This is a genomic window from Psychrobacter sp. TB15 (genome assembly GCF_000511655.1).
In the GTDB taxonomy this organism is placed as follows: domain Bacteria; phylum Pseudomonadota; class Gammaproteobacteria; order Pseudomonadales; family Moraxellaceae; genus Psychrobacter; species Psychrobacter submarinus.
In genome coordinates this window covers 47,594-71,465 of the sequence record NZ_AYXN01000041.1, presented here as the reverse complement: position 1 = coordinate 71,465, position 23,872 = coordinate 47,594, and the positions used below count along the sequence as shown (strand labels likewise).

Annotated in this window: 21 protein-coding genes; 9 read left to right on the top strand and 12 right to left on the bottom strand. The window is 45.6% G+C overall.

The genetic code is table 11. The annotated features are described in order from the left end of the window. Positions 1–285 precede the first annotated feature (285 nt). Positions 286–426 (top strand): entericidin A/B family lipoprotein, encoded by a 141-nt coding sequence (locus W234_RS0110950; protein ID WP_025646889.1) that lies wholly within the window; start codon positions 286–288, stop codon positions 424–426. 91 nt (positions 427–517) lie between these two features. On the opposite strand, the gene hemW is transcribed toward W234_RS0110950, so the two are convergent. Then, complete coding sequence (gene hemW, locus W234_RS0110945; protein WP_025646888.1) at positions 518–1,843, bottom strand: radical SAM family heme chaperone HemW; 1,326 nt, start codon at positions 1,841–1,843, stop codon at positions 518–520. Between the two features lie 315 nt (positions 1,844–2,158). Here hemW and W234_RS0110935 point away from each other — a divergent pair, with 315 nt between their 5' ends. The 4 genes from W234_RS0110935 (at position 2,159) to accC (ending at position 6,745) form a co-directional block, all read left to right on the top strand. Further along, positions 2,159–2,632: an EVE domain-containing protein gene (locus W234_RS0110935; protein WP_025646887.1), complete on the top strand. Its 474-nt coding sequence runs from the start codon at positions 2,159–2,161 to the stop codon at positions 2,630–2,632. Positions 2,633–3,238: 606 nt separating this feature from the next. Next, positions 3,239–4,609, top strand: a complete 1,371-nt coding sequence (locus tag W234_RS0110930) for an MATE family efflux transporter (RefSeq protein ID WP_025646886.1) — start codon at positions 3,239–3,241, stop codon at positions 4,607–4,609. Between the two features lie 308 nt (positions 4,610–4,917). Next, positions 4,918–5,346 (top strand): acetyl-CoA carboxylase biotin carboxyl carrier protein, encoded by a 429-nt coding sequence (gene accB / locus W234_RS0110925; protein WP_025646885.1) that lies wholly within the window; start codon positions 4,918–4,920, stop codon positions 5,344–5,346. Between the two features lie 46 nt (positions 5,347–5,392). Further along, positions 5,393–6,745: an acetyl-CoA carboxylase biotin carboxylase subunit gene (gene accC, locus W234_RS0110920; protein WP_025646884.1), complete on the top strand. Its 1,353-nt coding sequence runs from the start codon at positions 5,393–5,395 to the stop codon at positions 6,743–6,745. Between the two features lie 109 nt (positions 6,746–6,854). Here accC and W234_RS0110915 read toward each other — a convergent pair whose 3' ends face one another. Together W234_RS0110915 and leuA are read right to left on the bottom strand one after the other, a co-directional pair. Continuing rightward, on the bottom strand, positions 6,855–7,472 hold the full coding sequence (locus tag W234_RS0110915) for a hypothetical protein (RefSeq protein ID WP_025646883.1): 618 nt from the start codon (positions 7,470–7,472) through the stop codon (positions 6,855–6,857). Between the two features lie 387 nt (positions 7,473–7,859). Beyond that, positions 7,860–9,608: a 2-isopropylmalate synthase gene (gene leuA / locus W234_RS0110905; RefSeq protein WP_025646881.1), complete on the bottom strand. Its 1,749-nt coding sequence runs from the start codon at positions 9,606–9,608 to the stop codon at positions 7,860–7,862. A gap of 299 nt (positions 9,609–9,907) precedes the next feature. On the opposite strand from leuA, the gene W234_RS0110900 reads away from it, so the two are divergent. Next, positions 9,908–10,402, top strand: coding sequence for an Lrp/AsnC family transcriptional regulator (locus W234_RS0110900; protein WP_413771579.1), 495 nt, complete (start codon positions 9,908–9,910; stop codon positions 10,400–10,402). A 21-nt stretch (positions 10,403–10,423) separates the two neighbouring features. Here the strand turns inward: W234_RS0110900 and W234_RS0110895 are convergent, their stop codons facing one another. The 5 genes from W234_RS0110895 to W234_RS0110875 all read right to left on the bottom strand — a co-directional run bounded on the left by W234_RS0110895 (position 10,424) and on the right by W234_RS0110875 (position 17,065). Further along, a complete protein-coding gene (locus W234_RS0110895) occupies positions 10,424–11,677 on the bottom strand; it encodes a YbfB/YjiJ family MFS transporter (RefSeq protein ID WP_025646879.1) in 1,254 nt (417 codons plus the stop codon). Positions 11,678–11,890: 213 nt separating this feature from the next. Continuing rightward, positions 11,891–13,219 (bottom strand): ABC1 kinase family protein, encoded by a 1,329-nt coding sequence (locus tag W234_RS0110890; protein ID WP_025646878.1) that lies wholly within the window; start codon positions 13,217–13,219, stop codon positions 11,891–11,893. Positions 13,220–13,636: 417 nt separating this feature from the next. Beyond that, positions 13,637–14,437, bottom strand: a complete 801-nt coding sequence (locus W234_RS0110885) for a HesA/MoeB/ThiF family protein (protein WP_025646877.1) — start codon at positions 14,435–14,437, stop codon at positions 13,637–13,639. 32 nt (positions 14,438–14,469) lie between these two features. After that, positions 14,470–15,351, bottom strand: coding sequence for a peptide chain release factor N(5)-glutamine methyltransferase (prmC, locus tag W234_RS0110880; RefSeq protein WP_037059720.1), 882 nt, complete (start codon positions 15,349–15,351; stop codon positions 14,470–14,472). 40 nt (positions 15,352–15,391) lie between these two features. After that, positions 15,392–17,065: an AmpG family muropeptide MFS transporter gene (locus W234_RS0110875; protein WP_025646875.1), complete on the bottom strand. Its 1,674-nt coding sequence runs from the start codon at positions 17,063–17,065 to the stop codon at positions 15,392–15,394. A gap of 356 nt (positions 17,066–17,421) precedes the next feature. On the opposite strand from W234_RS0110875, the gene W234_RS0110870 reads away from it, so the two are divergent. From W234_RS0110870 to W234_RS14565, 3 genes are all read left to right on the top strand, one after another. Then, on the top strand, positions 17,422–18,363 hold the full coding sequence (locus W234_RS0110870; protein ID WP_025646874.1) for a LysR substrate-binding domain-containing protein: 942 nt from the start codon (positions 17,422–17,424) through the stop codon (positions 18,361–18,363). A gap of 195 nt (positions 18,364–18,558) precedes the next feature. Continuing rightward, positions 18,559–19,590 (top strand): LLM class flavin-dependent oxidoreductase, encoded by a 1,032-nt coding sequence (locus tag W234_RS0110860; protein WP_025646873.1) that lies wholly within the window; start codon positions 18,559–18,561, stop codon positions 19,588–19,590. Between the two features lie 29 nt (positions 19,591–19,619). Further along, positions 19,620–19,790, top strand: a complete 171-nt coding sequence (locus tag W234_RS14565) for a hypothetical protein (protein WP_156923993.1) — start codon at positions 19,620–19,622, stop codon at positions 19,788–19,790. 79 nt (positions 19,791–19,869) lie between these two features. Here W234_RS14565 and W234_RS0110850 read toward each other — a convergent pair whose 3' ends face one another. The 4 genes from W234_RS0110850 to W234_RS0110835 all read right to left on the bottom strand — a co-directional run bounded on the left by W234_RS0110850 (position 19,870) and on the right by W234_RS0110835 (position 23,849). Next, positions 19,870–20,700, bottom strand: a complete 831-nt coding sequence (locus W234_RS0110850) for an ABC transporter ATP-binding protein (protein ID WP_025646872.1) — start codon at positions 20,698–20,700, stop codon at positions 19,870–19,872. A 26-nt stretch (positions 20,701–20,726) separates the two neighbouring features. Continuing rightward, positions 20,727–21,737, bottom strand: a complete 1,011-nt coding sequence (locus W234_RS0110845) for a FecCD family ABC transporter permease (protein ID WP_025646871.1) — start codon at positions 21,735–21,737, stop codon at positions 20,727–20,729. A 74-nt stretch (positions 21,738–21,811) separates the two neighbouring features. Further along, entirely contained in the window at positions 21,812–22,642 is an 831-nt protein-coding gene (locus W234_RS0110840; protein ID WP_025646870.1) for a heme/hemin ABC transporter substrate-binding protein, read from the bottom strand. Positions 22,643–22,703: 61 nt separating this feature from the next. Continuing rightward, complete coding sequence (locus W234_RS0110835) at positions 22,704–23,849, bottom strand: ChuX/HutX family heme-like substrate-binding protein (RefSeq protein WP_025646869.1); 1,146 nt, start codon at positions 23,847–23,849, stop codon at positions 22,704–22,706. Positions 23,850–23,872: the final 23 nt, after the last annotated feature.

Sequence of the window (23,872 nt, the reverse complement as noted above, 5' to 3'; positions counted from 1 at the left end):
CCTATTTAACGTCATCGTAATTACAAGTTACAGATTATGGCTAATACTTACACTTTGATACTTTGCATGCATTTCAACTTTTATTATGATGGCTCTATCGGATGACAAGGCGATAGATAGAACTTCTTAAAGAGATCCGCTTTTAGAAGAAGTTGTTTTTTTATGAGGTTTATTCACTGTTTTGTCCAATCTTGATAGGTGATTATAAAGCACCGTGTTTATAGCATTTAAGTGTTTAAAACCATTTATATTATCCAAAAACCAAATTATCTTGAGGAAATTACTATGAAAAAATTAGTTATCGCATCTTTGACAGCTATGTTTGTACTAACTGGTTGCAACACTTTTAAAGGTCTTGGCCAAGACGTTAAAAGCGCAGGCAACGCTGTAACTGACAGCGCACAAGACGTTCAAAACAAAATCTAAGCTCAATAAGTAGATTTTGCATTAAAAAGGCTTATCATTTAGTTGATAAGTCTTTTTTTATGTCTACAGCTTTGATCATAGCTATCAGACGCTATAAAAACGCGCGCAATATTTGATTAAGATAGCGCCGACCTAATGCAGTCGTTTGCAGTTTTTCAGTCGACTCAGTTAACAAGCCTTTAGCTACTAACCTCTCTACCGAATCAGCGATGTCCTTATAACTCATTCCTGTACGCGCCTCAAATAACTGCCATGTTACCCCATCATGTAGTCTGAGCGCATTGAGCATAAACTCGCTCACCAATTCATCGCTAGCAATAGCGCTCCAACCGACCATCTTCGGTGCCGGCATCGTTGCAATGTTGTTCTGTCTATTTGAATTTTCGTTATTTGCATGATTGTCATTTGGCTGGTTTTTATAATTCAGATAATCCTTAGGTAAGCGTGATTTGCTGTAGCGATAGATGGGAGCCATGTCGTTCTCCGGCTCTAGTGAAGTATTATCTATTGACGATACCAAAGTACTTATCTTCTTTTTGGTATCATTCTCGGCTGTAAGCAGATCAATACTGACCTTACCATGTGCCCCTGCCCCAATCGCAAGATAGTCGCCAAACTGCCAATAGTTGAGATTATGACGGCAAGGCGTATCTAGCCTGCCGGCCCAAGCAGACACTTCATAGTTGCTATAGCCTAGACTATGTAATAACGCGCCTCCCGCCTCTTCAATATCAGCTAAATTATCCTCATCCGGTAAAACAGGCTGATTGCGATAAAACACTGTATTAGGCTCAATGGTGAGCTGATACCAAGAGATATGAGTAGCGCCCGTGTCATGAGCCAACTGGATATCATGGAGCGCTTCAACTAAGCTTTGCTGCGGCAGTCCATGCATCAGATCGACATTGACTCGTCTGAATCCCGCTTCGCGCGCCGCCTTAATAGCCGTAACGGCTTGCTGCGGATCATGAATACGGCCAAGCGTTGTGAGCTTATCGGCACTGAAGCTTTGTACGCCGATAGAGAGGCGGTTAATACCGACTTGTAGATACTCAGTAAAAGGCGCGTGCTCAAGTGTTCCTGGGTTGGCCTCCATGGTGATTTCGATATCATCGGCAAAATCAAAGTAATGACGTAACCCTTCAAAAAGACGCTGATACTGAGGAATAGGCAATAGTGATGGCGTACCACCACCGATAAAAATGGAGCTCAGCTTGCGCCCTTGCGCTAATGGCTGCTGCAATAGTGCATCGGCGAGCAGTGCATCGACATAGTCCTCGTAGGTCTCAGACATTGATAGCGGACTATCTGTTGGCAGCTCATGCGAATTAAAATCGCAATAAGGGCATTTTTTGACGCACCAAGGGATATGAATGTAGAGCGCAAGCGGAATAGCCTTGACTGCGATATTCGTCATTTTGGCACTACTAGCCTCTTTTGAGCTATTCGTCTTTTGGGCGTTATCGGCCGTATGTAATCTCTGTAATTTATCAGTCAAAAAGATATCCGTTTTAAATGCTGGCCTGGTTAGGCTTAAGAGTATAAATGCAGAGTATAAATACAAGTATAAAGGTCGCTAGGATAACCACTCTAATGGTTAAAGAAAAGGGGGTTGATAACAAAACCCTCAATAAATATGCCTACTAATAGCTCAGTATGTTAGGCACAGTTAAGCTCTATATTTATTAAACTCATATCGAACTTGAAAACTCAATAAAAATTAGGATGATGTATGGCTTATTGGCTTATGAAATCGAACCCCAAATATTTCGGTATTGCTGACTTACAGCGTTTAGGCACAGAATGCTGGGACGGAGTACGCAACTACCGCGCCCGCAACTTTATGCGTGATGACATGCGCGTCGGCGATCAAGTGATTTTTTATCATTCAAGCGCTAAGCCCTCTGGTGCCGCGGGTATTATGAGCGTGGTCAGAGCCGGTTATCCAGATCCAAGTCAGTTTCATCCAGAGCATCGCCATTACGACCCGCTAGCGACCGAAGAGCAGCCGCGTTGGTATATGGTTGATCTAAGATTTGAGCAAGCGTTTACAGAGATACTTCCGCTATCAGAGCTGAAGTTCATTCCGGCACTTGATGACTCCTTATTACTCAAAAAAGGCTGCGAGCAATTGACGGTCATACCCCTTGAGCCTAAGCATTGGCAGGCGATTATGAATACGGCTGAGAGTTTAGATATCTTATAACAATTGGCAGTTTGCCCCTATTATACTAAGCGCTTCGACTAACTATGCTTTTGTGATAAAGCCTTTGACGATAATAATAGGTCACTTGGCGATTAAGCTTTAAGTTTTAGATTTGCCTGAAAGCTTATCATTTATGTCTGTTAGCGCTATAATGTAGGTACATTAGGGCGTGTTGAACATTCACAAATGCGCACTGCTGATCGCTACTAGTTAATCAAAGCTGTGTTCTAGTCGTCGTTAAAATTGCAGGTAATGCTTATTGCATTGGTTAGCTGATTTTATTTAAACAGTCACAACGACTAGGGCGATTTTAGCATCAGCCCTCACGACAACAACAGGGACAGGACTCTTTTTTGACGCTTTATTGATAAAAACTGACGTATAGAATGACTATACTTACATTTTTTATCTGCAAATCGCCTAAAAAATAGTCTCTGTCAGTGCCATGGTCGAATGTTCAACACGCCCTAATATAAGTCCAGTAATTATCAGTACTTGCTCGCGTTGAGATGATACTTTGACTTCAGCGCCAGTTTATCCTTTTTTTTGACCCATCAATTCATCGTTTGGATTGATGGGTTATTTTATTCCAATCAGTTGCGAACTATGCCATCTCTAATATCCTTTAAAGACTTCAAAAGCTATAGCCTACGTTTAGGCGTACTAGCACTCCCTATTTTGATCACTCAGTTTTGCCAAGCGTCGCTAGGAGTAATCGATGCCATCATGGCAGGCCAAGTGTCTGCGCTTGACTTGGCAGCCGTAGCAGTAGGCTCTGGCATTTGGCTGCCTCTGTTCTTACTCGCTACTGGCATCTTGATTGCCACAACCCCACTCATAGGTGAAGCGGTCGGTCAAAATAAGCATAGCGACGTACCAAACATCACGCAGCAGTCTTTATGGACAGCGGCAGCAATTGGTATTATTGGGTTTATTATCGTTAATTTAGCGCCCAATATTCTGCCGATAATGGGCGTTCCTGAGAATATTCAGCCGATAGCGTCGCAATATCTATTTGGCGTCTCTTTTGGCTTTCCGGCGCTCGCTGTCTATGCCGTACTTCGTAGCTATTGCGAAGCCTTAGGACGGCCTGAACCGGTGACTATTATTAGTATCATCGGCCTGCTTGCTGATATTCCGCTTAACTACATCTTCATCCATGGTCTCTATGGTATGCCGCAGATGGGCGGTGCAGGCTGCGGGGTCGCGACGGCTATGGTCCTTTGGATCAATGTGTTGTTGCTTGCAGTGTATACCGCATTTACTAAGCGAGCACAATTCGCTAATACTCGCTTTTTTTATGCCTTTAGTGCGCCTAGCCGTGCTCAGATCGCAAAACTTTTGAAGCTGGGTATACCCATTGGGGTTTCTATATTTTTTGAGGCCAGTTTGTTCAGCTTAGGGGCGCTAGTTATTAGTCCGCTTGGCGAGTTGGCAACCGCCTCGCATCAGGTCGCTTTGGCCGTTACCTCTCAGTTATTTATGATTCCTATTTCAGTCGCTATGGCGCTGACTATCATGATCTCTAACCGCTTTGGCGAGAAGAACTTGCTGGCCCTGCGCCATGTACAGGTGACGGGTCTCATTTGGACAGTACTGATTGCATTGACGTCTATGCTTGGCGTTTGGCTATTCCGGCCTCAGTTGGCCGCGGCCTTCACTGACAATCCAGCCGTGCGCGCTCAAGCCATGCATTTATTAATATTTGCCTTAGCTTATCAGCTATTCGATGGCTGGCAGGTCAACGTCGCGGGTATCCTGCGCGGTATGCAAGATACGACTGTGCCGATGTGGGTGACGCTGTTTTGCTATTGGATAGTAGCGTTACCGCTTGGTATTTATTTAGTGCGCTATACTGATACTGGCGCGCAAGGGTTTTGGATGGCGTTGATTACGGGTTTATTTTTGGCTTCTATCTTATTGACGATTCGTTTGCGCTATCAGCAAAGACGCTTAACTATAGCTTGGTCGCCATAAGCGTGATGAGTTATCTGTTTTTTGATGAGTGGCGACTTTTATGGCTGATATTGAGGTATAACACTTAGGCTATATTGCTATCGCTACTCATTACGTCAATAATATGTAAAAATTTTCAGTTAACAACTGTACATTGATTGCTCATTGCGGCGAAGATAGGTATCATGAGTCATTCTTATTAAATACTTTGTTACACTGTCATTCGATAAGTTTGGATCAACTGAACATTATACTTGTTGACTGTCAGCCCCATAAATACAAAATTTCAAACCCGATTCTTTGAACTTAAGCATAAGGCCTTGATAACAATGGATATTGAAAAAATACGCACGCTAATCGCCCTCATGGAAGAAAATGAGCTCGTCAACTTAGAGGTCAGTTCTGATGATGAACATATCAGCTTAACTCGTCACTATGATGCGCCAGCACCAACCATGATGGCTGCGCCAGCCGCTAGCGTAGCCCCTGCAGCTGCTAGTGAAAAACCTGCAGCCAAAGCCGGTAGCGTTGAGACCTCTCCTATGGTTGGGGTGTTCTATGCTGCTCCTAGCCCCAACGATCCACCGTTTGTCAAAGTGGGTCAGCAGGTTCAAGCCGGTGATACTTTAGGTATTATCGAAGCTATGAAAATTATGAACCCTTTAGAAGCCACTCAAAGCGGCGTTATCGCTGAGATTTTGGTCGATAATTCTGAAGTCGTGCAGTTCGGTCAACCCGTTATCCGCTACAAAGCTTAAAACGGCACTAACCCTACTCTAGAACGTCTTCGACAAGGATGACCTCATGATAAAAAAACTGCTCATCGCCAATAGAGGCGAGATTGCCCTACGTATCGTCCGTGCCTGTAAAGCTCTAGGTATCGAGACCGTTGGTGTCTACTCGACCGCTGATGCTAACTTAATGCATTTACGCTTTGTAGATGAGGCCATATGTATCGGCAAACCGAACGCCAATCAGAGCTATCTTGATATCAATACAATATTGACAGCAGCAGAGATCTCAGGCGCTGATGCTATCCATCCAGGCTATGGATTTTTGGCCGAGAGTGCTGAGTTTGCTGAGCGAATAGAAGAAGCAGGTCTTACTTTTGTGGGCCCTAACGCCGATCATATTCGCTTAATGGGCAATAAAGTCTCTGCGATTAATGCGATGAAAAAAGCCGGTGTGCCAACCGTGCCAGGCTCTGTTGGCGCTGTCACGATGCACAATGCCGAAGAGCAAGCGCGCAATATTGGCTTTCCGTTATTGATTAAGGCGGCTGCTGGCGGCGGTGGCCGCGGCATGCGCGTCGTTGAACGCTTCGACGAGTTGGTCGGTCAAGTCCAAGCTGCAAGGCAAGAGGCTGAGCTGTGGTTCGGTGATGACACGGTCTATATGGAGCGCTATTTACAAAACCCGCGTCACGTAGAGGTACAAGTACTGGGCGATGGTAACGGTAATGCTATTCATCTCTATGATCGCGACTGCTCGCTACAGCGCCGTCATCAAAAAGTACTAGAAGAAGCGCCAGCTCCTGATATTCCAGATGATGTCCGTGCGCCTATCCTCCAAGCCTGCGTAAAAGCTTGTGAGCTTGTAAAATACCGCGGCGCCGGTACGTTTGAGTTTTTATTTGAGAATAATGAGTTTTTCTTCATTGAGATGAACACGCGGGTACAAGTTGAGCATCCGGTGACCGAGATGATTACTGGTATCGACGTGGTGGTCGAACAGCTTAAGATTGCAGCAGGCTATGGTCTCTCCTATCGTCAAAGCGAGATTGAGATTCAAGGGAATGCGATTGAGTGCCGCATCAATGCTGAAGATGCTAGAACCTTTGCGCCCTCACCTGGCACCATAACGCAGCTGTACAGCCCTAGCGGCGCTGGCGTGCGCTTTGATTCGCACCTATATCCCGGTTACGAGATTCCAAGCTATTATGACTCCTTAATCGGTAAACTCATCTGCCATGGTCAAACCCGTCAACAAGCCATAGCAAAAACCTTGCACGCGCTAGATGAGCTGATCATCGAGGGGATCAAAACTAACATTCCACTGCATCGTGACGTTATTTTGGCAGATGACAACTTTGTGGAAGAAGCACAAAACATTCACTATCTAGAAAATGAGCTATTACAGTCAGCTGAGAAGTCTTAACCTTCTTTGCAACCTTATAGCTATTGAAAAAAAGCCGCTATTTTTATCAATAGCGGCTTTTTTTGGTAATGACTAACCCTAAGGTTTATTAGCGACTGTCATTAACCTCTTAGGGCAATATTTTTTTAAAGTTCATAAAGCACTCTTGACCCTCAGGATCTGCGCACCACTGCATCTGATTGCCATCATGATTTAAAAAAGCGATAAACGCTTCATTGCTTTGATCCACTTGGTTACCTGAGCAGTCTACTTCATTATTATCATAAATCGTCTTTAGCGCAATGATAGGAAGTCCTGTGTCCATATGCGTGACGATATAACGGCCGTACGTCCATTCATCACCACTCACCGCCCACATCTCATTATCTTCCCCAAAATGATATATCTCACGGCACTGCTTGGCGTTAGCCGCCGATAGATTCATAGCCAGATCAGCGCCTTGTTTATCGACTGTAGGATTAGGCGTTACGATACGCCGCTCATCTTGCGCTACAATGCCGCCAAGCCTACTATCAGACGTTATATTAGCCTTTTCGCTTTGTTGTGCATTGGACATAGTGCGCTCAAAAGTCGCGTCATTACTGCTATCAAGCTCGATCTCCCATTGACCTGCTATAGCTGGACTAATATGAGTGGTAATCACCGCCTGGCTAACTTGCTGACCAGGAGCCGGAAATGTGGACAAGATACCTGCTAGAGTAAATGAAGCAAATGAGAGGGGTTCCATAATTAGCCTTTACTTATTTATTTTCATTGGCGTTTTAATTAAATTGACGTCGTAATGAGCCCCGTTGTTAAACGGTGATTAGCCCTATGGTTAAAACGGTAATGAGTGTTTTAACCTTCAGCGTAAATCTTTAGCGTTAAAAAGACAAGTAACTTTATGCGTCTCACCTTTTTCTAGCCCATCAAACGACATCTCATGACGCATAGATATCGATATGCCCAGTAACCAGATGATTAGTGCTCGACTAGTACTCGAATAGCGAGTATTTAAACACTCAAGTGCATCAAGTCCTTTAACATAAAAAGCGCCACCGCTTACTGGGTGACGCAATAAGTAGTGACGCTGTGAGCTAAGCGCTTTGCAGCTCAGTCTATTCTAGCTTACAACCTATGCTGCGCTCGTTACTGACGCTTGAGCAAAAGCAGACAAAGCGCCTTTTAGCATGGCAGAGACGGTGCTGCTACAAGTGCCAATTCCTGAATAGACCTCACCATCAACATTGAGCTGGATATAAGCGGCCGCATTGGCATTGGTTTTATTATCGTTGCCATCATCAACATGCTGGGTACTAATGGCATGCTCAGCATAGTTGATAATGTGTAATGACTTGCCGGTATGATGAGCTAAGCCATCAATGAAAGAGGACAGCGGCCCGTTACCATTGCCTTTGATAGTTACAGTTTCGCCATTCATCTGTACTTGACCATCGAAGAAGACCTCACCGCCTGTGTTGCTAACATTATAGTCGAGTAGATCAAAACCCCCTTGCTGCAGATAAGTGCTCTCAAAGGTCTGCAAGATCTCATCATTTTGCAATTCACGAGCCTTCTGTTCTGCTTGGTTTTGTACGACTTTACTAAAATCAATTTGCATCCAGCGCGGTAAGTTAAAGCCATAATCGCGCTGTAAAATGTATGCCACGCCGCCCTTACCAGACTGGCTATTGATACGCACCACATCTTGATAGCTACGGCCAATGTGAGCAGGATCTATCGGTAGATAAGCCACATCCCAGAAGTTTTCGGTCTCATCAGCATGGTTTTCGTTATAATCGAGCGACTTCTTAATCGCGTCCTGATGCGAGCCACTAAAGGCAGTAAAGACAAGCTCGCCCACATACGGATGCCGCGGATGTACTGGCAAGTTCGTACTTTCGGTCGCCACCTGCACAATCTCACTCATGTTACTAAAATCAAGCTCAGGATCTATCCCTTGGCTAAACAAATTCATCGCCATGACCATGACGTCCATATTACCGGTGCGCTCACCATTGCCAAGTAATGTGCCTTCGATACGATCGGCGCCCGCTAGTACGCCAAGCTCAGCTGCGGCTACCGCGCAGCCTCTATCATTATGCGTATGTAGGCTGACAATCACATGCTCGCGCTGGGCCAAATTGCGGCAGAAGTACTCTACCTGATCGGCAAATACATTAGGCATAGACGCCTCAACGGTCGCCGGCAAGTTAAAGATAACCTCCTGCCCGTTTTGTGGCTGCCATACTTCGCAAACCGCGTCACAGACTTCTACTGCAAACTCAGTCTCGGTTTGACTGAAACTCTCAGGTGAGTACTGAAACACCCATTCTGTCTCCGGATACTTAGCAGCATAGTCCACTAGTAACTGCGCGCCTGCGACGGCAATCTCTTTGATCTCAGCTCGCGATTTGCCATAGACTTTTTCGCGCTGAATACGGCTAGTGGAGTTATAAACGTGAACGATAGCGCGCTTAGCACCTTTTAACGACTCAAAGGTACGTGCAATTAAGTGCTCTCGCGCTTGTACCAATACTTGTAGCGTGACGTCTTCTGGTACGTGATTTTCTTCAATCAACTGACGAGCAAAATCAAACTCAACTTGCGCAGCAGAAGGAAAGCCGATCTCTATATCTTTAAAACCAACCTCGACTAAGGTCTTAAAAAAACGCATTTTTTGTTCAATCGTCATCGGATCAATCAAGGCTTGGTTACCATCACGCAGATCGACACTGGCCCACATTGGCGCTTTTTCAATCGTTTTACTTGGCCAAGTACGATCCGATAATAGCGGCGCAAAGGCAAAGGGACGATACTTGCGAAAGTCAAAAGCGGCATGCTTAGGTGTAATCTTAGCGGTGCGAGTGGTGGTTGCAGACATAACAGTTCCTTAACGGTATAAAAGGTGTCCCTAAAATGAATAGAGTTCGATCGATAGATAAATCATCTGGATAAAGTGTTGACTCAATGAAGAGCAGTTACCCTTATCCTTAATGTTTAGTTGCTTTAACCTTAGCTTTATCATAAAACAAAACCAAAAGTGATGCCATTATAATAACAAGGTTTGCGAAGTGAAATACGGCTTAATTTGATAAATTAATTGTCTATATTAGTGATTAACCTTAATCATTTAATTATAATTGGCTAAAACCTCTAATTTTAAGGTAAATAATGTCTAATATGAATAATAATCCTATGACGCAAAATCATCCACTCAGCTTTCCTCTCGATGAGATTGATAGACATCTATTGCAGTTATTACAGACGGACGCGCGTATCAGCATCACTGAACTGGCTGAGCGTGTCAACCTTTCGGCTACCCCGTGTGCTCGCCGAGTCAAACGCCTAGAAGATAACGGCATCATTACCGGCTACCATACTCAAACTGATGCATACAAATTAGGCTATCCACTGGCGGTGTTTATTGCGATTAGCATGGATCGCCATACCGCTGAGCGCTTTGAGCAATTCGAGCGTAAAATACGAAGCTTTGAGGAGGTGATGAGCTGCAGCATTGTCACCGGCCGTACTGAGGACTACTTGATTAAAGTACGCGTACGGGACATGGCGCATTATGAAGAGTTTTTATTACATAGGCTGAATCGCATCGAAGGCGTGGCGCAAGTTCATACTAGCTTTGAGCTGCGAGAGGTCTTTTGTCGCAGTATTGTATAACTTGCACGCTCCGGCTTTGGCTTACGAGCCTTGGCGTACTTGCTTCATCTGCCGACTAAAGCTTAAGATCAATACCAGTCCAAGCAGCAATCCGGCTCCCGCTACTAGTAATCCAGCATCGAAGTTGTCTTTTGCACCAGCCAAAGCGACAGTCACTAACGGCCCTAAGAACTGCCCTACTGCATACGCCAAAGTTGCTAATCCTATTAACAAATTAGAGTAAGCGGGGTTTATATTTTTTATAATATTTAAGGTCATGGAGACGATACCGACAAAGGTCGCACCCAAAATAGCCGCATTGATATATAAGCCAAACGCACCGGCAAACCATAGCGGCACGAACATCCCTAAAGCCTGCAAGAGCGTCAAACCGATCAAGGTTTTGGTCTCGCCGATACGCTTAGCTAGCGCGCCCCATAGCGGGTTAGAGAGCATAGCAAACACCCCAACCACTAACCAAATCAGTAGTCCGGCATGAGTCTGCGTCGGTAGCTGTTTTACCGCCATTACCGGCAGAAAAGTCGCTGAGGTGATATAACCAAACCCTGCCAACACATAGCTCAATGACAATAGCAGAACCGCTTTGGCTTGACCCACCATCGCCTCGTAGAGCGAACGCTTAAAATTGATATACGTCTGTTTTATAGAGGGCTTTTTGTTTAGCGCGTTACCTTGCGAAACACCATCCGGGCGAATAGCGTAGAGCAAAACCAGCAAAGGTAAGCTTGTCAGTCCGGCCACTAGCCAAATACTATAAAAATGCAGATCAAGGTTAAGTAGCCACCAAGTCAGAATGGCTGAGGCGCTAATACCAACACCGATACCGGCATAATGCACCGTCGATAGTAAGGAGCGTTTATGAGTACTAAAGCTTTGGATAATAAAAGAGGAGCCTAGTATCATGCCGATGCCGCTGGCAATTCCTGCGAATAAACGGATGACATACCAAAGGCTTAAAGGCAAGTTTGGCAAAAACAAAAGTAAAGTGGTGATGATACTCAATAAAGTACCGAGTATTAAGGCGCGCCACGTTAAGCGATGGGGCACAAACATCGCTATCAATGAACCAATAAAATAGCCCATATAATTCACCGATGCCAACCATCCAGCGATCGTTGTGCTCAGTGAAAGCTCGCTCATGATATCAGGCAAGGTTGCGGTAAATAAAAAACGCCCATAACCCATGACCACGGCTAGGCAATAAAGCCCTATCCACGCGATAACGGTTTCGTTGGTAATCGAAGGAATCAGGCGGCGCGTTGAGGCCTTTAACATAGCCGGACCAACATTGTACCCAAACACTTGAAACAAACCCGCGTCATAGCAATCCTCGTTGCCATGACCGCTGCGCTCGTTTATTGCAGTTTTTGCTCATAACCCATCGTCCTTGGTGTCCATACCCTGCTATATTTATATCATTTCAGAGGTCTAAATATAATAGATTCCATATAAAAATGTTGTGGCGCTTTAACTCGTCGCTATCTGCCTTTATTCGCTTATGCTATCAGGTCGACCTAACATAGCAACTCTATGATCGCTAAACATATCCATATCTGGAGCTAAAGTGCGCATAAAGCGATCAAAATATAATAGCTGCTTGGTCAACAATGCAAAATCACGCGGAAAGTGAATACCGTGGCGCTTACCGACTTCGACGATCTCTAGCATCATCTTATTGAGCTCATCCGCTTGCTCTTTGGTATTAAAAGGGACACCGCTGGTAAAGGCAATATCTTCTGCCATAATCGTCTGCATCATGCGCTGTAAGTCCGCTGCTAACGAAGAGACATCAACATGATTCTCGCCTTTGGTCATCTCCATATCGATCATATACTGCGCCATCGCCCGATAGTCATTATCCTGCAGCGCTTGCATCATACCCATGCAAGCGCGCCAGCTCTGCGCTTTTAATTTACCGACGATACCAAAGTCTAAAAAGCCAATACGACCATCAGTCAGTAGCATCAGATTGCCCGCGTGCAAATCAGCATGGAAGCTGTTGCAGAGCATTAAGCTTGCAAACCAAGTATTCAAAGTATCTGCCATCACTTGCGCCGGGTCATTACAATACTGGCGCATCGCGCGCTCATCAATCATAGAGACGCCGTGTAATCGGCTCATCGTTAATACGCGCTTGGTAGTCAGCTCATCATAGACGGTTGGCGCAACCACCCGAGTATTACCTGAAACGCTCAAAAACTGCTGAAAATCACGAATGTTTTTGGCTTCCGCGATAAAGTCCGTTTCGGCGAGCATGCGCAAGCGGATCTCATCAATAATAGGCGCGATGCTAGCAAACTTCATCGAGGGCATCAGCAGCTCAAGCAGCTTAGTGACGCCGTGTAGCACGCCCAAATCGGTCTGCATGATCGTCTCAACTCCAGGCTTTTGTACCTTGAGCACCACTTCATCACCGTTATGGAGGCGGGCGACATGCACTTGCGCAATGGAGGCGGAGGCTAATGGCTGCTCTTCAATATCGGCAAAACGCTCCTCTAGTGTTAAGCCATCAACCGCTAGCTCTTCGCGTAATACTTGTGCAATATAACTATAAGGCAACGGCGTGGTCTGATCCAAAAACCCTTGGAAAGCCTCGACGTATTCACGCGGAAACAAGGATGGCGTACTAGCGATAAACTGTCCAATTTTGATATAAGTGGTGCCCAATTGCTCGAAGGTTTCTTTGAGTAGATACGCATCAGGTTTTTCACCTTTCGCCACACGCAGCGCCGATAATCCAGCGACACTTGCGGTCTGACGGATACGGTTGGCGACGTTCAGACTGTGCTTCAATAAATGCGGGCGATATAATTTCATAACGGCTAACTGTCTTAATAAATGATTAAAGAAGGAGTAGATAATAGGGCGTGTTGAACATTCACAAATGCGCACTGCTGATAGCTAAAATAGTTCTAGTCTAAGTGAAAATTGCAGGTAATGCTTATTGCATTGGTTAGCTGATTTTATTTAAACAGTCGCAACGACTAGGGCGATTTTAGCATCAGCCCTAACTACAACAACAGGGACAGGACTATTTTTTGCCGCTTTATTGATAAAAATAGACGCTTAGAACAACTAAACTTACCATTTTTATCTGCAAATCGCCTAAAAAATAGTCTCTGTCAGTGCCACGGTCGAATGTTCAACACGCCCGAACAACTATAGTCAGGTGTAAAAGTAATGATTTATAACCTAATGATCTAAAATAGCTGTGATGGCGCTAGCGGTACACAATCATAACGCGCATACCGGGCAGCTGGTATCTTGCCGATAGCCCATCATGCGCTGCTGCATACGGCTACCGTCCCACAATAAAAGCTTGCCTGTCAGCGGATTGGTGTTCAGCCCGAGGTAATGCAATGCCGCATTGGCTTGCAAATTACCGATGATAGCAGTAGTACTAGCAAGGACGCCTGAGTTGGCACAAGTGCGCTCATCTACTGCCTCATCCGTACTAACATCGCCAAAAACACAATGATAGCAGCCGCTCTTTAACTGCGGTTCATACAATGCCAATTGTCCTTGCATAGCAATCGCCGAAGCGCTAAGTAATGGAATCTGATAGCGCACGCTAATCCGGTTGATAATATCGCGAGTGGCGAAATTATCAGTACAGTCTAGCAATAGACTAGGCTTGCCAGCAGCTAGCTCTAATAGCTCATAAGCATTATCTAATGTCAGACGTGCGACCGTGCCTTTCGCGCTAATCAAAGGGTTGATTTGCTTGAGCATCTGCGCTGCGGTCAGCGCTTTAGCTGCACCGATATCACTTGGTAAAAATAAGCTTTGGCGCTGTAAGTTGCTCATCTCAATCACGTCATCATCGATGAGATGCACCTCACCAAGCCCTGCGCGCACTAGCGTCTCTGATGCTGGGCAACCAAGGCCCCCTGCGCCTATCATTACAATCCGAGCAGACTTCAGACGCAGCTGTGCGTCAATATCCCAGCCTGTTAATAACACTTGCCGAGCATAGCGCAGTAACTCAGCGTCCGTGAGACTCTGGTTATCTGTAGAAGGCGTTTTAGTTGTCATTTTAGTTGTCATTTTAGTTGTCACTTTAGTTGTCACTTTAGTTGTCCTAGGGTCACTCTATCATTACCCCCATAATCCTTAGCGGTTTTTATCGCCTCAAAGCCGTTAGCAGCAAATAACGCTCTAACCGTCTCGCCTTGATCGTAACCATGTTCTATGGCTAATAAGCCACCTTGCTGTAAGTAATTCGGCGCTTGCTCTACGATATGCTCAATATCAGCCAAACCTTTATTAGGCGCACTTAAGGCGCTGATAGGTTCAGCTTTTAACCCTTGTAGATGCTCATCCGCTTCATCGATATAAGGCGGATTGGAGACAATGACCTCAAAGCGCTGAATGGCATCAGAAGGTAGCGCTTCATACCAGCTGCTTTGCATAAATTTGACATTATCTACCTGATTATCAGTGGCGTTTTGCTGAGCGACGCTTAATGCTTCTGCGGATAAGTCAACAGCTATAACTTGCCAGCTTGATCGTGCTAATTCATGAGCCAAACTAATAGCAATACAACCAGAGCCCGTACCTAAATCTAGCAAACGCTTAGAGGCTTTATGATTGGCAATCGGATTATTCTCAATCCATTCCAGCACTTGCTCAACCAATACTTCGGTATCAGGCCGCGGTATCAGGGTATGCGCGTTTACTTTAAAATCAAGTGACCAAAACGCCTGATGTCCCGTTAAATAAGCTAAAGGTATGCCCTGCTGCATCTTTTTAATACCTGCATTAAACTTTGCAGATTCGCTATCGGTTAACTGATAGCGCTCATCGGTCATCAAAAATAGCGACGGCTTATCGATGACATACAGCAGCCAATCGGTAAGCCAAAATTGCGGCACTGCTAAGGTCTCAGCTATAGATGCCGCTTGCTGTTTAATCTGCTTGATTGTCAGATTATCTGTAAACGTTGTCATCAATCACTCTTATTTACGCCCTATTTATGATAAATAACTGCTATTCGCTAGCACGCGGTGGCTCTTTGGTCTGCGTTAAATTAGGGTTGGCTTTGTTTAAATCAAGCCCTTTATCAGCATCGCCATTATTCATACCATCATTACTATCACTGTCATAGTCGTCATTGTCACCAATGATAATATGCTTATCGACGTAATAAATCAGCGCTAAGATAGGAATACCCAGAGCAAAGGTGAACAAAAAGAAGAACGGATAACTGGTGCTATCAACGATAGAGCCTGAATAACCACCTATCACTTTAGGTAATAACGTCATCAACGAGGAGAATATCGAATACTGCACGGCAGTAAAACGAATAGAAGTCAGCGCCGATAAAAACGCAATAAACACCGCGCTGGCAAGACCTGCTGCTAGATTATCCAAAATCACAGCCAGATACATATAAGGCAAACTACCCGGATGATAAGTCAGCAAGATAAACAACAGATTAGTCACACAAGCAAGCACCGCCCCAACCATCATCGCGCGCATAATACGCATTTTTTGTGCCAATAACCCGCCCAAAAAACCACCGCCGATCGCCATGACGACGCCAACTAATTTGACCGCGTTAGCAATATCGACTTTGGAGAACTGCATATCTTGATAAAAGACGTTGGAGATGACGCCTGCGACAATGTCAGAGATACGGTAAAGACCGATTAGCGCTAATAATAACAATGCCTTTTTGCCATAACGACGAAAGAAATCAGCGATAGGCTCGACCCAAGTGACCCGCGCAAACTCTGGCGCTACTAAGTTGGCTTTGACCAAGCCATAGCCGATACCGATAGCTGCGGCTAGACTCACTGCCATACGCACCACTTCGAGCAAAAATCCTGTAAATACGCCTTCCACCTCAGGCAATACCGCGCCTGCATTGGCAAAAACCATCACAAATCCGATTACCGAAATCGCGAATACTAATACCAAACGTGTGTAATCGGACGTCTCACGCTCGACTAATACTTGCTTGCTGACAGGCTCATGAATCACTAAGGTTGTTATCACCCCAATGCCCATGACGCCGGCCATAATCCAATAAGTATTGCGCCACGCCTCATAGCTATACAGCGCCTCGGTTGAGCCAAAATAATCCGCTAGATACAAAGCGCCTGCACCAGCGACAATCATCCCTATGCGGTAGCCTGTGACATACATAGCAGACAGTACCGCCTGCAAGCTTGGCGGCGCTAATTCAATACGATACGCATCAATGACGATGTCTTGAGTCGCTGACGAAAACCCTAATAACACAGCCCCTACTGCCATCAAGAATAGACTACCCTCATTAGCCGGGTTGACACCTGCCATAATACAAATGGCAGTGATAATGAGCAGCTGCGAGACCAATATCCAGCTGCGCCTGCGGCCTAGCATTTTAGTCAATACTGGCAGCGGCACTGCATCAATAAGCGGCGCCCAAATAAACTTAAAGGCATAACCAAGCGCCGCCCAACTGAACATCGTGACGACACTACGGTCAATCCCAGCTTCGCGTAGCCATAAAGAGAGACTGGAGAAGATAAGTAAAATGGGAATGCCCGCCACAAAACCTAAAAACAGCATGATAATGGCACGGCGATCGAGATAAGCTTTTAGACTTTCGCTCAATGACTTTTTTTCAATCGATGGCTTTGGTGTAGAAGGTGGTACAGGTTTGACAGCAGACATAATAAGTTACCAAAACTTGAAACAAAAAAGATTTCGTTACAAAATTGAATTATGGTACTTGAGAACATCATCTATGACTAGAGGTATTTGCAGCTAATTGCTTATGCATGATGCTTTGTGTACCTAACCTATCTCATTGTTAATACACGGTGATATCAACTATCGCTACTGTTTGTATTATCTTTAACTGGCCTAATGATTATCAAGGTTTATTTATGAAAGTTCAGCTACTCTCATAGTTTCGGTAATATATATTCCAAAATAGTATAAATAGATTACTATCTAGTATATACAAGAATAATAACTATGATTTACACTAGCCGCAGATATGGTTTTAAAACTTTGGGGAATAAATTATGGCAATCGACGTAGTCGTCAATCAGCGGCACTTGCAAATTCAGCTGAAACAGCTTGAGACGGTTTGGCATACCGTCATCAATGGCTATAATTTAAGCCAAGCGGCAACCGTACTGCATACCAGTCAATCGAGCTTATCCAAGCACATTGCTGCGCTTGAGAGTCAATTAAAAACAGATGTGTTTATCCGTCAAGGCAAGCGCTTAACCGGCCTTACCGACATGGGCACTGCACTACTGCCGCATATCGAAGCTATCTTTGCTGAGATACGTACGATTGAGAACTTAAGCCTCGATTATAATAATCCCAATACAGGTACGCTCACCATTGCCACCACGCATACGCAGGCGCGTTATGTCTTGCCGCATGTGGTAAAAGCGTTTAAAGAGCGCTTTCCTAAGGTAAATTTGATTCTGCAGCAGGCTGATCCTGAAACTATCGCGCAGATGGTCATTCGCGGACAGGCGGACATCGGTATCGCTACCGAATCTCTACTTCATAATAACTATCTACGCTGCCACCGCTACTATGATTGGACCCATCGCATTATCGTCCCTAAAGATCATGAGCTTGCCGGTCTAGAAACTATCGATCTGCCCACGCTTGCCAGCTATCCTATTGTCACTTATCACGGCGGCTATACGGGTCGCAGCGCTATTGATAAAACTTTTAGCGATGCAGGGCTAGAGCCTGATATTGTTTTAGCGGCTCTTGACGCTGACGTGATCAGTACTTATGTTGGGTTAGGTTTAGGGATTGGGATCATCGCGGAGATGGCCTTTGAGCCTAGTCATTATCATAACCTTACTGCTATACCGGTCGATCACTTTGGCCGCTTTACCAGTTGGATGGCGGTGCGTGATGATGCTGAGGTTCGCCAGTATGGCCGCGCCTTTATGGAGCTGTGTCAGAAACAATTCGATCATAAAGGTGTGGTTTGACAATATCTCTGTCGCACGCAACCTAGTCTTTTAATATTTGTTACCCTCGTTAACACAGCCCTTGATAAACTCATGATCTACCCCATCATGTACAGTATCAAGCGCTCACCCTTTTCATAAGCTGTCTTAAACGATAATAACAAAAGACTGCCTAAAGCTTGTGAGCGCTTATCACTACTCAATAATAGGTGAGATATGACCAACAGCAATACTACTACCATTCCTTTATCATTTTTAGATTTAGCCCCTGTACCGGAAGGTAAAATCATTGCAGAGGGCATCGCCCAGACAGTCGAGACGGCACAAAAGGCCGAAGAAGCCGGTCTTAACCGTTACTGGATGGCAGAGCATCATAATATGCCAGGTATCGCCAGTGCAGCGACCTCAGTCCTACTGTCACATATCGGTAGCCAAACCAAGCGTATCCGTATTGGTGCAGGCGGCGTGATGCTACCAAATCATGCACCGCTCGTTATCGCTGAGCAATTTGGCACATTGCAGGCATTGTACGGAGACCGCGTTGATTTAGGCTTGGGCCGCGCACCGGGGACAGATGGCGCGACGTTTCAGGCACTGCGTCGTCAGATGAAAGACGCTGAGCGTTTCCCGCAAGACGTCCAAGAGCTGATGTACTTTTTGGGCAATGATACAGATGGCAGTCCAGTACAGGCATTCCCCGGTGCCAAATCAGGCATTCCTATCTGGATATTAGGTTCATCTTTATTTGGCGCAACCTTAGCGGCGCACTTAGGGTTACCGTATGTGTTTGCCTCTCATTTTGCTCCGCAAATGCTCGGACAAGCCATTGATACTTACCGTGAGCAGTTCAAGCCGTCTGCCTATTTAGATAAGCCTTATGTCATGCTGGCGGCCAATCTATTACTCGCTGATGATGACGAAACTGCCGAATATCACTTTACCTCAGCACAGCAGAGCTTTGTACGTTTGCGCCGCGGGGAGACAGGTCAGATGCCAAAGCCTACTTACGATATGGATAGTATCTGGAGCCAAGCTGAAAAAATGATGGTAGATAATGCACTTTCCGTCTCATTTATTGGTTCTGTCGAGACAGTCAAGCCAAAGCTGACGGCATTTTTGGCAAGATACCAGCCAGATGAGTTGATTGTAACTGCCAACGTCTATGATCAAGCGGCGCGTCTACGCTCATTTGAGCTCATCTCTCAGTTAAATTTGTTTACTTTACAAGGTGATGCCGCCATTGCATAATAATCAAAAGCACTAATTGGAAACCTGACATGGAAGCTACCCCTGTGATTGCAGCATCATTGTTTATTGGCAGCTCTATATTCTTATATATAGTCGCCTTTATTATCGTTCTGGTATTTTTTGGTTATTTAACCTATCGTGTCAGCCCGAAAGGCAAAGCTCGGCGTGAAGAGCGGCGCAATCGTGATAGACGCCGCTAAATTTAATCTTCACTTTTAGTGTAAATAAAAACCTCCTACTCTAGCGAGAAGGAGGTTTTTATTTACTCTGCTTTATTTACTAAACAAATAGCACACCGTCCTCGGTTTGATGCGCCTTTATATCGACATCATAAACCGCGCTTAATTGCTCGCTATTCATAACCGCATTAGGAGAGCCTTGAGCCACAACTTGTCCATTATGTAATAGCACAACGGCATCGGCATAGCGATGTGCATGAGTCAAGTCATGTAATACGACTAAGATGCTTTTATGTTGACGGCGCGCCAGATCACGCAAATAGGTTAATAAAAAACGCTGATGGCGAATGTCTAAATGGTTGGTTGGCTCATCGAGCATCATAATGTGCGTGTCTTGCATCAGCGCGCGCACGATAGCTAAACGCTGTTTTTCGCCCCCTGATAGAGTCTGTACTCGCGCTGATAGCAAATTACACAGCTCAAAATCCTCAAGCAAGCGTCTAGCCTGACTCACATGCTGAGCCTTTGGTCGTTGATACCAAGCTAGATTAGGGGATACGCCTAGCAGCACATAATCTAATACGGTCAATGGCAACTCAAAACGCTCATGCTGTCCGACCCAAGCGATATGACCATGGCGCATGACCTCATCAATGGGCTGACCATGAACGCTAATCTGTCCATCAGTTTTAAGACCTGATCCGGTATGCTGCCCTAATATAGCATGTAGCAAAGTGCTTTTTCCCGCTCCATTAGGGCCAATAAAAGCCACTAACTTGTGGCTAGGTAGCGTCAGTGAATCGACGCTTAATAGCACTTTAGCGCCATGAGCAATATGAATACCTTGTAAGCGTAGCAGCTCAGTATTATCTTCATGCTTATGATAGTCTATGGTAGTCGTTGTAGCTGCCGTAGCAGTTGAATTGAACATAGAGGGCATCCTTGATAGTTACTTGATTAACGACGGCTACTACGTACAAACAGCCAGATAAAAAACGGTCCGCCTAACAGCGCCAGCACAATGCCAACGGGCACATCTATTGGATAAGCCACATGCCGCGCCATACTGTCAATCACGAGTAGCAGCATCGCGCCCAGCCAGCCCGACCATATCATCAGCCGCATCCGTCCACCGCCAAACAAGATAGCTAGCAAGTTGGGCACCATCATGCCAATAAAGCCAATCACTCCGGCCAAAGATACTGCTGCTCCCGTTAACAAAGCTGAGGCAATAATTACCAGACAGCGGCTCAAGCCAACCTTTATCCCTAAAGATTTTGCAGTTGTTTCACCTAGCATTAACCCATCTAGTTGACGACCCAAAGGCAACAAAATAATGAGTCCTAGCACCATGGAGATAATCGAATAACGTAGCGGTACAAAGCCTGCTTCTGCCATACTACCTGATAGCCAGTTGGTCGCGGACCTAAGTACCATATCATCAGACATAAATAAGATTAGGCTCACCACCGCCGCGCAAAAGGCACTAATGACAAAGCCTAAAATCAGTAGCCCCATCTGACCGCCGCCCAAAAACCTATGACAGCCTAGGATAAACAAACAGACAATCACACTACCCATAAAGGCGGCAAAGGGAATACCAATACCGCTGACCCCAAAAGCAAGCACTAGCACCACGCCCAGTGCCGCACCGCCTGAGGTACCGATAAGACTTGGATCAGCCAGCGGGTTTTCAAATAATGCTTGCAATGCAGCGCCGCTCACCGATAGTGCCATACCAACAAGCAACGCTGTAACCACACGCGGATAGCGCAATTGCCAAATGGTCTCATCTAAGTGCACCGGGCTTGACCACTCACCAAAGCCAATACCCAATCCCAACCAAATCAGCAGCAATGACGCTAGAGCTGCTAAGACATAGTAGACGCTCTGCTTATATTTAGAAGGTATATTCAACGCGCCGACATGAGAGCGACTCTGACTTTTGGAAGTGGCACTGTTTGACATAAGGATATCGTCTGTAGCGTGACAAATGAGGAATTAAACCGATGAATCATGACAGTAGAGGTTTAGAGTGCCCGCTACTTTGCCATATCGTGTAGCGATTTGATGGCCTTTGGAGAGTTTAGGCCGTAGCGTAAAAACTTATCGGCAGGCCAAAACTCAACCTTATTATTTTTGGCAGCATTACTTACGGCAATCTCAGGACGCTTCCTAAACTTACTGACGCCGCCGATGACCTTTTGATTATGATCGGCGATGATAATCACATCAGGCTTGGCAGCCAGCCAGCCTTCACGCGACATAGGTTTGAGTCCTGAGACATTCGCCGCATTAATCCCGCCTGCCCGGCGAATCAGCTCATCCCCCACCGTCCCTTTGCCTGCGACAATGCGCCCATCATAGCTTAAGATATAGCGTTTGCCCGTTTTTGCTAACGGCTGCATGTCCTGAGACCAACGATCTGCAAGTTGTTCAGCTTCACTGCGGTTACCGATATAGATACCCGTCGCTTTGATGCTATTGGCAAAATAATCGACGCCCTCTTTTGGCGCTACGTTAGCGGCTTTGACATTTAAGTCATTGAGGCGCTGATAGACACTAACCGGCTGCACCATATAACTACCAAGTACCAAATCAGGCTTAACTGCCAACACGGACTCTGCGGTAATGTTGCGGTGCATCCCCACTTTTGGCACATCTTTTAAGGCAGGATGGCTATTGGTCGCATCTTTGCCCACCAGCTTGTCGGTCGCACCAAGCGCGACGATGATATCTGCCACATCAGGACTCATAGCGACGATGCGCTCATAAGCTTGTGCCGATAAGGCAGTCAGCGCGCAGATACTGCCAACAAAAAAAGATGATATGAGGCGGGAGCGAGAAAAAGAAGATGATAATTGCGCGAACATAAACGTTCCTTGTAACTGTGAATCATAAAAGAGGAGTCATGAGTGGCTAACAGCCCTTTCATTAAGCAGGCTGCGCCGAATTATTGTGCATGGCAGTATGCTGCGCCTCTGCATTCAGCCCTTGTGAGAATTTAGCCACAATATCAGCAGTGATTTTTTGCCATGCTGCAAGCTCACTAGTGCCTTCCATACGCTGACCAAATACAGTCAAAATACTGCTGCCAAACTGATCGAACCCTTCGATACACGTGACGATACCATCAGCCGTTGGACGCTTGACGCACCACAATTGCGCCAGCTGCTTGTCTTTTAGATGCAAAGTGAAGTTATTGTGACTCTTATCTAAGATGTTGATCCAGTCGCCCATGCGTTTGATGGTTTTTACTGTACCGGTTTGAATTTGTACCAGCCCTGAATTGCCAACAAATATCATAATAGGACACTCGCTATCACGCGCTTGCTCAAAAACAGCACTCATCGCATCAAGGCTGAGCGGATATGCAGACCCTGTAGGCGCTTGACGGTAGCTACTGGCGCGATCAACCTCAAGCTTATTTAAAATGTGATAAAACTGATGGACGTCCGTCATCTTGCGCCATCGACGCTGCAACTTGTCACGGTTATCATCACTCAATTCTTTATACTGCCAAGTCTTGGGTACGGTTGCCTCATCAAGCACCAGCTCGGTTATATCGACCGCTTGCGCATGCCTATCAACTAACTTCTGCCAGCGCGCGATATTATCATCGCTTAATTCGCGTAAAAACACCTTATCGATCGCAGCGCCCTGCTCATCAAAAAACTGAATGCTATAAGAGGGCTTATCACTCTTGCTAAGATCTGTCACGGCGAGCATATGCTGCCAGCGTCCCATAAAAAAGCGCAAATCTAAACCACCAACATTGAGGGCAATGCCCCTTTTTTCGCCAAGTTTTAGATTGTGATATGGTGCGGTTTTTTCATGGACGGCTAAGGCGTTACGTACGATACTCTCAACAGCGCCGAAATTCTCTAGCTGCTCAAGCACTGCTCTGCATTGGCCACCAATATATTGACTATGCGGTGAGGCAAGTAACAGCTCAAACTCACTTACACCCAATACCGCCGCGCCTTCGGTCGGAAATAACATCGGTGTCACCGTTTTTTTATCTTGGTAGGCCTGCCAAAGTACCGAGTCTTTTTGGCCAAGCTGAATGGGGTGAGTCATGGTCGTATCCTCTATTAAGCAAA

Coding starts and splice junctions, on each gene's coding strand:
- W234_RS0110840 (WP_025646870.1), bottom strand. CDS start 22,642: ATGTTCGCGCAATTATCATCTTCTTTTTCTCGCTCCCGCCTCATATCA.
- W234_RS0110875 (WP_025646875.1), bottom strand. CDS start 17,065: ATGTCTGCTGTCAAACCTGTACCACCTTCTACACCAAAGCCATCGATT.
- accB (WP_025646885.1), top strand. CDS start 4,918: ATGGATATTGAAAAAATACGCACGCTAATCGCCCTCATGGAAGAAAAT.
- W234_RS0110930 (WP_025646886.1), top strand. CDS start 3,239: ATGCCATCTCTAATATCCTTTAAAGACTTCAAAAGCTATAGCCTACGT.
- W234_RS14565 (WP_156923993.1), top strand. CDS start 19,620: ATGGAAGCTACCCCTGTGATTGCAGCATCATTGTTTATTGGCAGCTCT.
- prmC (WP_037059720.1), bottom strand. CDS start 15,351: ATGACAACGTTTACAGATAATCTGACAATCAAGCAGATTAAACAGCAA.
- W234_RS0110890 (WP_025646878.1), bottom strand. CDS start 13,219: ATGAAATTATATCGCCCGCATTTATTGAAGCACAGTCTGAACGTCGCC.
- W234_RS0110885 (WP_025646877.1), bottom strand. CDS start 14,437: ATGACAACTAAAACGCCTTCTACAGATAACCAGAGTCTCACGGACGCT.
- W234_RS0110895 (WP_025646879.1), bottom strand. CDS start 11,677: ATGTTAAAGGCCTCAACGCGCCGCCTGATTCCTTCGATTACCAACGAA.
- W234_RS0110900 (WP_413771579.1), top strand. CDS start 9,908: ATGAATAATAATCCTATGACGCAAAATCATCCACTCAGCTTTCCTCTC.
- W234_RS0110845 (WP_025646871.1), bottom strand. CDS start 21,737: ATGTCAAACAGTGCCACTTCCAAAAGTCAGAGTCGCTCTCATGTCGGC.
- W234_RS0110850 (WP_025646872.1), bottom strand. CDS start 20,700: ATGTTCAATTCAACTGCTACGGCAGCTACAACGACTACCATAGACTAT.
- W234_RS0110835 (WP_025646869.1), bottom strand. CDS start 23,849: ATGACTCACCCCATTCAGCTTGGCCAAAAAGACTCGGTACTTTGGCAG.
- W234_RS0110950 (WP_025646889.1), top strand. CDS start 286: ATGAAAAAATTAGTTATCGCATCTTTGACAGCTATGTTTGTACTAACT.
- leuA (WP_025646881.1), bottom strand. CDS start 9,608: ATGTCTGCAACCACCACTCGCACCGCTAAGATTACACCTAAGCATGCC.
- hemW (WP_025646888.1), bottom strand. CDS start 1,843: ATGACGAATATCGCAGTCAAGGCTATTCCGCTTGCGCTCTACATTCAT.
- W234_RS0110915 (WP_025646883.1), bottom strand. CDS start 7,472: ATGGAACCCCTCTCATTTGCTTCATTTACTCTAGCAGGTATCTTGTCC.
- W234_RS0110860 (WP_025646873.1), top strand. CDS start 18,559: ATGACCAACAGCAATACTACTACCATTCCTTTATCATTTTTAGATTTA.
- W234_RS0110870 (WP_025646874.1), top strand. CDS start 17,422: ATGGCAATCGACGTAGTCGTCAATCAGCGGCACTTGCAAATTCAGCTG.
- W234_RS0110935 (WP_025646887.1), top strand. CDS start 2,159: ATGGCTTATTGGCTTATGAAATCGAACCCCAAATATTTCGGTATTGCT.
- accC (WP_025646884.1), top strand. CDS start 5,393: ATGATAAAAAAACTGCTCATCGCCAATAGAGGCGAGATTGCCCTACGT.